Here is an 8,595-nt window from a genome sequence, read left to right on the forward strand (position 1 = left end):
TTATACCGCGACCATAAGCCGGAGTGCGTCGTAGATTGCCGCGTGGGTGTTCCGGGCGGAAACTGCATCCCCGATACGAAAGAGTTGGAACGCGCTTTGTGGGTTCCGAACAAGTGTTTGCGGTCGTATCTCAAGCAAGGCCGTCTGATCAATCGCGCCGCCGTTCGACGAAGATGGTCGGAGAGCGTGGTACAACTCATCAAGCGGCATGGTGCCGTAGTTCACGACAACATGGTCATAGTCCGCATGTCCCACCCGATCGCTATAATCTGTTCCGATGATCGCGCGAAGTCGATTGCCAGCCTTCTCTACGCCACGCAGACGTTTTGCGATCGTGAATGTGACGTCATCACGTTGCAGATTCCGCATGTAGGGGACAAGGTTCATCGCCATCACTTCAGGCGCAAAGGTGCGGTCGGGCGTCATGATTTCGACGGTGCATCCAGCGGTCACGGCCATCTCGGCGGCCTGCAATCCGCTATGGTCTCCGGCTTCGTCATAAATCAGCACCGATCCCGCCGGTTTCACGTCGCCCGACAGAATGTCCCAGGCCGATACGACGTGATCCGGCGCGTCCCCTTCGTAAAGGGTTTTGTTGGCCATGCCACCGGTGGCGATAACGACGACGTCCGGTGCCTCGATCAGAATGTCCGCGGCTTCGGCGTAGATGTTGTAGCGCAGGTCGACCCCGGCGGCTTCGCACTGTGCGACACGCCAGTCGATGATCTGCATCATCTCGGCCCGCCGTTTCGAGCGCGCTGTCAGCAAAACTTGCCCTCCGGCGCGGCTGCCCGCCTCGAGCAGGACGACATCATGTCCGCGCGCGCCCGCGACTCGCGCCGCCTCTAGACCTGCGGGTCCAGCACCGACGACGACGATCTTGCGGCGGTCTGGGCCCCGCGCGATGACGTGAGGCATCGAAAGTTCCCGACCTGTCGCAGCATTGTGGATGCACAAAGCCTCGCCCCCCTGATAGATCCGGTCGAGGCAGTAGTTCGCCCCGACACACGGGCGGATGTCATGTTCGCGGCCGTCCATGATCTTGCGCACCACATGGGGGTCAGCCATGTGCGCGCGGGTCATGCCGACCATGTCCAGAAGACCCGAGGCGATTGCGTGTCGTGCGGTGGCGACATCCTGAATTTTGGCCGCGTGGAATGTCGGCATACCGGTGACGCGCCGAACCTCGCCTGCGAAATCCAGATGCGGGGCTGACGGCATGCCCTGTATCGGGATCACGTCCGTCATCGCCGGATCGGTGTGGATCCGGCCGCGGATCACGTTAAGAAAATCGACCTGCCCCGTATCGCGCAGCAGCTTGGAAATCTCGATGCCTTCTTCGGGGGTGATCCCGCCTGCCTGCACCTCGTCGGCGGTGTAGCGAATGCCGACAATGAAGTCGGGGCCGACACGCCTGCGCACGGCGGCCAATACGTCAGTCGTAAATCGCAGCCGATTTTCCAGCGTATCCGCCCCGTAGGGGCCGTTCAGCTTGTTGGAAAGCGGTGACCAGAACTGGTCCATCAAATGCCCGTAGGCCTGGATCTCGATCCCGTCCATACCACCGGCCTGCATGCGTTCGGCGGCCGTCGCATAATCTTCGATCACGCGTTCGATGTCCCAGTCTTCCATCATCTTGGGAAAGGCACGGTGGGCAGGTTCGCGGTCGGGGCCTGCCGAAATAGACGGCAGCCAGTCCCCCTTGTTCCAGTTCGTGCGGCGGCCCAGATGGGTCAACTGGATCATCGCAGCACAGCCGTGTTCATGCAGGGCATCCGTCAATTCGCGAATCCACGGCACGACCTCGTCGCGATACGCGAGGATGTTGTTAAAGACCGGCGGGCTGTCGCGGCTGACGGCGGCGGACCCCGCTGTCATCGCCAAGGCCACGCCGCCTTTTGCGCGCTCTTCGTGATAGGCGCGATACCTTGCCTTTGGCATCCCGTCTTCGGGATAGGCCGGTTCATGGCTGGTGGTCATGACCCGGTTCTTCAGGGTCAGATGCTTGAGCTTGTAGGGCTGAAGCAGGGGGTCGGCGGTGACGTGGTCTTTCATTTGGGGACCTTTTTCTTCAGCAATCTAGGACGATGTCGGTCAGCGGACGGCTGACGCAGGGCAGGATGAAACCGCGATCGATTTCGCGCTGGCGGATGCCGCCCATGTGGGCCATCGCCACTTCGCCTGCGTGCTTGAACGTCTTGCACGTGCCACACATGCCCCGCGCGCAAGAGGACGGAAGCGGCAGGCCCGCCTCTTTCAGCGCAGAGAGGATCGTGCTGGTTTCCGCACATTCAAAGGACCGGCCAGTCCGCGCGAACGTCACCGTGCGGCTTGGCGTATCGGTCCCGGCAGCGGCAGTGGGAAGCGGTGAGGAGAAGTCAAAGCTTTCTTCGCCGTAGCGATCCGCGGGCACGCCTGCTGCATGCGCCGTGGTGCGCACCATTTCCATGAAACTTTGGGGGCCACAGCACAGCACGGTTCGGTCCGCGAGGTCGGGAATGATCCGGTTCAACAGGTCCGCGTCAGGCCGGACGCCGCCGGGGCCGCGCGTGATGATGGGCAGGTGAACAAGCCGTTGCAGACGACGCGACAGCACGTCGATTTCTGCGGTGGCAACCAGATCGGTCGGCGCGGCCACGACCTGCATCAGGACGATGTCCGGATTCATGCCCCGGTCGGCAGCAGTCCGCAGGATCGACAACATTGGTGTAATACCGCTGCCCGCCGCCATCAGCGCATAGGCCGTGCCTGACACGAACGCAGGGCCAAAGCGGCCCGAGGGACCCAGCGCTTCGATCACGACACCCGGCACGAGCGTGTCGTGAAGGGCGCGCGCCCCAAGGCCGGCCTGCCGTTTCACCGAAATTTCGATACCGCCGTCGCGCGCGGCCGATGACGCGATGGTATAGCATCGTTCGACCGGACCATCGGCCGTATCGATGCGGAACGTCATGAATTGGCCCGGCTCGTGTTCGATCCGGCTGCCGTCTTGCGGCGTCAGGAAAAAGCTACGCATATCTGCGGTATCGTCCCAGACCGCGCGACATACGAGTTGTCCCCACCGATCCGGCGCAAATCGCCGCCGTCGCCGCGCGCCCCAATCGGCAAGATCCACCTGCGTCATGCGCCGTATCCATTGGCCTGCATACGGGTCACATACCACGATGCAAATTCGTCCAGCGCCCGTTCCGTATAAGGGGAATAGGGTCCGGGCCGGTATCCAGGCGAAGACACACCGCGATGGGCCAGACCGACAAGATGCGCGTCTTCCGCGTTGGCCGTTTTCCAGACGGATGTCAGCGTTTCAAGATCGTAATCCTCGCCCTCCACTGCTTCTGGATGGACAAGCCATTTCGTGCGGACCAGCGTCCTGTTCGGACCCAGGGGAAAGGCCGTAAAGACGACGGCATGATCGGCCATGACGTGGTTCCATGAATTGATCCCCCACAGATGGACATCGCCCATCCACGGTTTGTTCGCCTGGCCCAGCGGAATTTGCACTGCGGCGCGGGTGTCCGGCGTCTGGCTTTCGCCCAAACCCGCGATGATCAGCCGCTGGGTGCGGAAATTGGTGGGCCAGCCAACCGTGTGTTCCACGGCCTCAAATGGCATGTCCTCTTCGCGCCAATACTGTTCGTAACTCGCATAGGCGTCGAGCAGCGCGTTTGCCTCGGCCTTTTCGGTTTCGGTCAGCCCCTCTGGGTCGTAGCCGAAATCCGCCGCGTGAAAAGACAGGCTGAGTTGCGGATGGTTGGACGCGCAGTGATAGCACTCGCGGTTGTTTTCCATCGTCAGTTTCCAGTTGCCCTCCTCGATCAGATCCTGCTCAAACGCGACCTTGGCATTGCGCAGGTCATAGATCGCAAGACGCGGATCAAGCACGGCGGCCAGTTCCGCGATATCCGCCGGGGGATCGTCCGAAAGACACACATAAAGAAGCCCCCCGACATCGCGGAGGGCAACAGGCTTGAGATGATGCAGGGATCGATCGAAATCGATTCCCATATGGGGCGCGCGCGCAAGTGCGCCATCCAGATCGTAGGTCCACTGGTGATAGGGGCAAACAAGCTTTCCAACGACCGACCGGCCCGGTGGCACCAAACGCGCCCCCCGATGAGAGCAGACATTGTGAAACGCCCGCAGATTGTCATCGTCGTCGCGCAGGATGACGATGGGTGCTGGCCCAATATCAACGGCCATGACGTCCCCGGCTTCGGGCAGGTCGCAGGTCACGCCCACTGCAATCCAGTGCCGTCCAAAGATCGTTTCGCAATCCGCCTGCCACGCCACATCGGACGTATAAAGCAACGCCGGAAGGCTGTGTCCCGGTCTGCGGGACGCCAGAAGCGTGGCGATGTCGTCGGTGCGGGGGTTGCCATGATCCAGCATCTTGCCTCCTCAGCTTTGGATTTGACGCAGTTAGGGGTTTCGTGTGCTGGATGATGCGCTTTACAGGGGCATTCGAACACCGCACAAATCAACCTGGATCCATACGCTCAAGTTATGAATCAGGACGTCGCGACAGGAGACCGAATTGCCCCACCCGATCCGCCGCAGTGTTCCGTCCCTGACCGCGCTCGTGGCATTTGAAGCGGCGGGCCGTCGCGAGAATTTCACTTTGGCCGCAGCCGAACTCGGCGTGAGTCAGGCTGCCGTCAGCCGGCAGATCTCTGCGCTGGAGGCCGATCTGGGTGTCGCCCTGTTCACGCGCGCCAACCGCAGCGTCCGGCTGACGGTTGGTGGTAAGTCGCTTCATGATGCCGTGAAGGATGGGTTCGACGGCATAGCAGATGCCGTTTCCCAGCTGCGCGGGGCGCATGTCGACCTGACTGTCAGCGTATCGGTGGCCTTTGGGCATTTTTGTCTCTTGCCGATCCTGTCTTCGTTCCGGGCGACTGCGCCTCAGATCGGGGTGCGGATCATTTCCGAGGATGACTGGCGGGCGCCGCATGACCGCACGATTGACATGGCGATCCGGTATGGCCGTCCGCCGTTCGACGGCATGTCCATCGTCGGATCGCTGATCGAGACGATTGTGCCGGTCTGCGCCCCCGATATCGCGTCAAAGCTGCGCGGCGTCTCGATCGACGACCTGATACGCCAAACCGATGTGGCGCTGATCGAAAGCAATGCTCCGGAACCCAGCTGGCTCAATTGGTCACAGTGGATGTCGCAGTCTGGATTGGGACGGAAAACCGTTCAGGCGGGGTTGAACTTTACCAGTTATTCGGACGCGGCCTATGCTGCCATGGCAGGTCAGGGTGTCATTTTAGGCTGGATTGGCGTTCTTGATCGGCCCCTTGCCGACGGACGCTTGGTCGAGTTGGACCTGCCACGGCTCACACCAGAGGAACGGCACTACGCCCTCGTCCCGGAACGCCGCCAGCCATCACGCGCGGTCGACGCCTTTGCGCGATGGTTTCGAGAGGGCGCTTTTCAGCAGGCGTAGTTGTCGGCTGTATTGCCTCGCTTCGGCCTGCGACATGGACCAGCCCGTCGTGCAAAAATCGGATCATCCCTGCCAAATGCGAATGGCCGTTTCGACGACCCGCACCAAAGCGTTGGTCTGGGGGGCAACAGCGGCGACTTTGCGCCAAGAGCGGCAACACATGGCGTGCGGGAACGGCCTATGCTGTGCTGCATCTGACGACCGACGATAGCCCAAACTCACTTTGATGAACACGAGGCCGTTCGCGGGTGCGATTGCCGGGATGGCTATTAAGCTCGGCTACGGGCGAGCGACCGCAAGTGAGCTTCCGTGCGCATGGAGCGCCTGAGGCGAAAGCGTGAAAATCTCGAACCCATCAGCCGTCACGCCAATCGAATGCTCGAACTGGGCCGACAATGACTTGTCGCGCGTCACGGCTGTCCAGTCGTCAGCCAGCATCTTTACGCCCGATCCACCCAGATTGATCATCGGCTCAACCGTAAAGATCATTCCCTCGCGCAGTTCCGGCCCGGTGCCGGGCTTGCCGAAGTTCAGGATGTTTGGCGAGTCGTGGAAAACTTGCCCGATGCCGTGACCGCAGAAATCCCTGACGACCGAACACCTTTCGAAGGCTGCGTAACTTTGGATGGCATGGCCGATATCGCCAAGCCGGGCGCCTGGGCGGACGGCCTGAATGCCTTGCATCATCGCCTCATGGGCGATCTGCATTAGGCGTTCGGCGGCCCGCTTTGGCTTGCCAACCGCATACATACGGCTGGAATCGCCATGCCATCCGTCGACAACAAGCGTCACATCCACGTTTACAATGTCGCCGTTGCGAAGCTTTTTGCCGTTTGGAAATCCGTGACAGACCACATGGTTGACCGATGTGCAGCAGGCGTATTCGTAGCCCTTGTACCCCAGTGTCGCCGGTCGTGCATTGTGACTTGCGGCAAAGTGCAGAACAAAGGTGTTGATCTCGGATAAGGGTGTCCCGTCGCGGACAAGGTCCGTGACGCCGTCGAGGCACGTGGCAGTCAAAGCGCCGGCGCGGCGCATGCCCTCGAAAGCATCCGGTCCATAAAGCTTAATACTTTCAGTCCGTCGGGCCTTATGGGCGGGCGGAGCAGTACGTATGTCGATATAGCTGTCCACGTAACTTAGAATCCTTTCCGTATCCCTCCGGGCCGACGACCGACCTCGTTTGACCGCGGCCGAAGATGGTAATATATGAATCATATACATTTCGTATCATAAGAACGGGGGAACATGTCCATGGGTATCGTTAAAATTGGTGACGAGCTGCACGCGGAACTGCGCAAGGCGAGCAGCGTCATGTGCCGCTCAATCAATGCGCAGGCGGAATTCTGGATGAAGGTCGGGATGTTGGCAGAAGCGAACCCGAGCCTGACATTTACCGAGATTATGGCACAGCAGCTCAAGGTTGCCGACGTGCATGTGTCTGGAATTAAAGCTGCCTGACATCATCGGGCCCGAATGCAAACCTGTCGGTGACGTGAAAACAGTGGCATGCGAGACCCAAAAATCCAGCTTGGTTCCGCAGTCCGCACCTTGGTCCGGTCAAAATCATTTCCCTGCCAGCATGCCGCGCGATAGCGAAAGTGCGCTACCGCCGCCGTCGCGCCAATTCCCTATAAAGCGCGGGTGGCGAGACACCGATCTGGTTCGCAACTTTGATCCACTCACCTTTCAAGGGCTCTCCATAAAGATCAAGCCATGCGTCGAGCCGGTCGGCCACCTGCCGCATGCGCAGTATCTCGATGCGTGCTCTATGGGCTTGGACGGCTTTGGCGTGGGTTTCGACCATGCTCATGGCTGCGTCGGGCGAATTCCTTAGGGCTGTTGTGAATGTCCGCCGCGACAGGACCGCGACCCGCGCATCCGTTCGCGCAACAGCATCGCAATGGTAGCTGTTCGCGAACAGCGATGCTTCGGCTAGCGCTGTTCCTTCCGTTGCCACATGCAGTGTCAAATTCCCGCCATCGGCCAGCGGACGCTCCATCGCGATTTCACCTGATCTGACCAGAAACATTAGTTTCACAGGATCGTTTCGTCGAAACACGGTGTCACCCTTCGCAAATTCGCGAACGGGTGCATCCTGAAAAATATGTATCCACTCTGACATGATAGAAATCATACGAAGAATGGCTGTCTTCCGATAGGGTCGCACAAACTGAAAGGAATGTGAAAATGCGACTTTATGCTGGTATTGCCGTCCTCGCCTTGGTGAGCGTGGGCGTGGGCGCAGTTGCTCAGACGAACCATGCGGGACACGGCGACGGCATGGATCACAACGTGCACAGCAAAATGGACGAGGCAGTTCCATCGGCACTGCAGGAGCCCGGGCAAGGCACCTTTGCCGCGCTTTCCGAAGTTGTGCGCGTTCTGGAGGCTGACCCGGATACGGACTGGTCACGTGTCGATCTTGACGGGCTTAGGGCGCATCTTGTCGATATGGATAGGCTGGTGATAGGTTCTGTTGTGTCGCAAGAAACATTGTCCAACGGACTTTTGGCGAAAGCCACAGGTGATGAAGACACGGTCGCGACGCTTCGGCGGATGGTTCCGGCTCACGCGACACAACTTGCCCGCGACGCGCGTTGGTCAGTCATGGCGCTCGAGACGGCAGAGGGGATAGCCCTGCAGGTGACCAGCGACGATCCTGCGGTCGTTGCACGTATCCGTGGCCTTGGTTTCTTTGGTCTGATGGCAAGCCAAGACCACCACAAAGAGCACCACCTGATGCTAGCCAAAGGTGAGGACGCTCACGCGCATTGAAACGACAATTTAGCGGTCGTTGGCGCAGCTGCAGCGAACTGACGCTTCGTCGCGCGTAGCGGCCCTCCATCGATCGCAGAGGGTGCGTGATTGATCAACGACTGCTTTGGGGTAGCACGCGTTCAATGTCCGGTTTGGACCGTCATGTGTGGATGCCCGGGATGCAGGTGGTCTTCTGAACGGTACAGGGCAGCCAGTTCACATCGACCGACTTCGTCAACGGACTGGTGAGCCAAAAGGTCAAGATCAGCATGGATGGCAAAGGGGCGTCGCGCGACAACGGAGAGTGTCCGACCTTCTGTGTAACTGGGATTTGGTTCATGCTTCCTGAGAGAAGCAAGGACGATGACGATGACGATTTCCAAGGA

9 protein-coding genes are annotated in these 8,595 nt (G+C 60.0%); 3 read left to right on the top strand and 6 right to left on the bottom strand.

Annotated features, from left to right (window positions below; all coding sequences use genetic code 11):
• The 3 genes from GZH79_RS17440 to GZH79_RS17450 are packed head-to-tail and all read right to left on the bottom strand — an operon-like array spanning nt 1 to nt 4,389.
• Nucleotides 1-2,055, bottom strand: coding sequence for an NADH:flavin oxidoreductase (locus GZH79_RS17440; RefSeq protein ID WP_211645018.1), 2,055 nt, complete (start codon nt 2,053-2,055; stop codon nt 1-3).
• Nucleotides 2,056-2,071: 16 nt separating this feature from the next.
• Nucleotides 2,072-3,124, bottom strand: a complete 1,053-nt coding sequence (locus tag GZH79_RS17445; protein WP_211645019.1) for an iron-sulfur cluster-binding domain-containing protein — start codon at nt 3,122-3,124, stop codon at nt 2,072-2,074.
• Nucleotides 3,121-4,389, bottom strand: a complete 1,269-nt coding sequence (locus GZH79_RS17450; protein WP_211645020.1) for an aromatic ring-hydroxylating dioxygenase subunit alpha — start codon at nt 4,387-4,389, stop codon at nt 3,121-3,123. The genes GZH79_RS17445 and GZH79_RS17450 overlap by 4 nt, the downstream gene beginning before the upstream one ends.
• A 145-nt stretch (nt 4,390-4,534) precedes the next feature.
• On the opposite strand from GZH79_RS17450, the gene GZH79_RS17455 reads away from it, so the two are divergent.
• On the top strand, nt 4,535-5,449 hold the full coding sequence (locus GZH79_RS17455; RefSeq protein WP_211645021.1) for a LysR substrate-binding domain-containing protein: 915 nt from the start codon (nt 4,535-4,537) through the stop codon (nt 5,447-5,449).
• A gap of 279 nt (nt 5,450-5,728) precedes the next feature.
• On the opposite strand, the gene map is transcribed toward GZH79_RS17455, so the two are convergent.
• Nucleotides 5,729-6,583, bottom strand: coding sequence for a type I methionyl aminopeptidase (gene map / locus GZH79_RS17460; protein ID WP_349291230.1), 855 nt, complete (start codon nt 6,581-6,583; stop codon nt 5,729-5,731).
• A 120-nt stretch (nt 6,584-6,703) separates the two neighbouring features.
• On the opposite strand from map, the gene GZH79_RS17465 reads away from it, so the two are divergent.
• Nucleotides 6,704-6,910: a ParD-like family protein gene (locus GZH79_RS17465; RefSeq protein WP_211645022.1), complete on the top strand. Its 207-nt coding sequence runs from the start codon at nt 6,704-6,706 to the stop codon at nt 6,908-6,910.
• 145 nt (nt 6,911-7,055) lie between these two features.
• On the opposite strand, the gene GZH79_RS17470 is transcribed toward GZH79_RS17465, so the two are convergent.
• Complete coding sequence (locus GZH79_RS17470; RefSeq protein WP_211645023.1) at nt 7,056-7,574, bottom strand: Crp/Fnr family transcriptional regulator; 519 nt, start codon at nt 7,572-7,574, stop codon at nt 7,056-7,058.
• A gap of 65 nt (nt 7,575-7,639) precedes the next feature.
• On the opposite strand from GZH79_RS17470, the gene GZH79_RS17475 reads away from it, so the two are divergent.
• Nucleotides 7,640-8,227: a hypothetical protein gene (locus tag GZH79_RS17475; protein ID WP_211645024.1), complete on the top strand. Its 588-nt coding sequence runs from the start codon at nt 7,640-7,642 to the stop codon at nt 8,225-8,227.
• Between the two features lie 122 nt (nt 8,228-8,349).
• On the opposite strand, the gene GZH79_RS17480 is transcribed toward GZH79_RS17475, so the two are convergent.
• Nucleotides 8,350-8,595, bottom strand: a 246-nt coding sequence (locus tag GZH79_RS17480; RefSeq protein WP_211645025.1) for a hypothetical protein, incomplete at its 5' end; no start/stop codon positions are given.

This window comes from Loktanella sp. SALINAS62, assembly GCF_018263905.1.
Taxonomy (GTDB): Bacteria; Pseudomonadota; Alphaproteobacteria; order Rhodobacterales; family Rhodobacteraceae; genus Loktanella.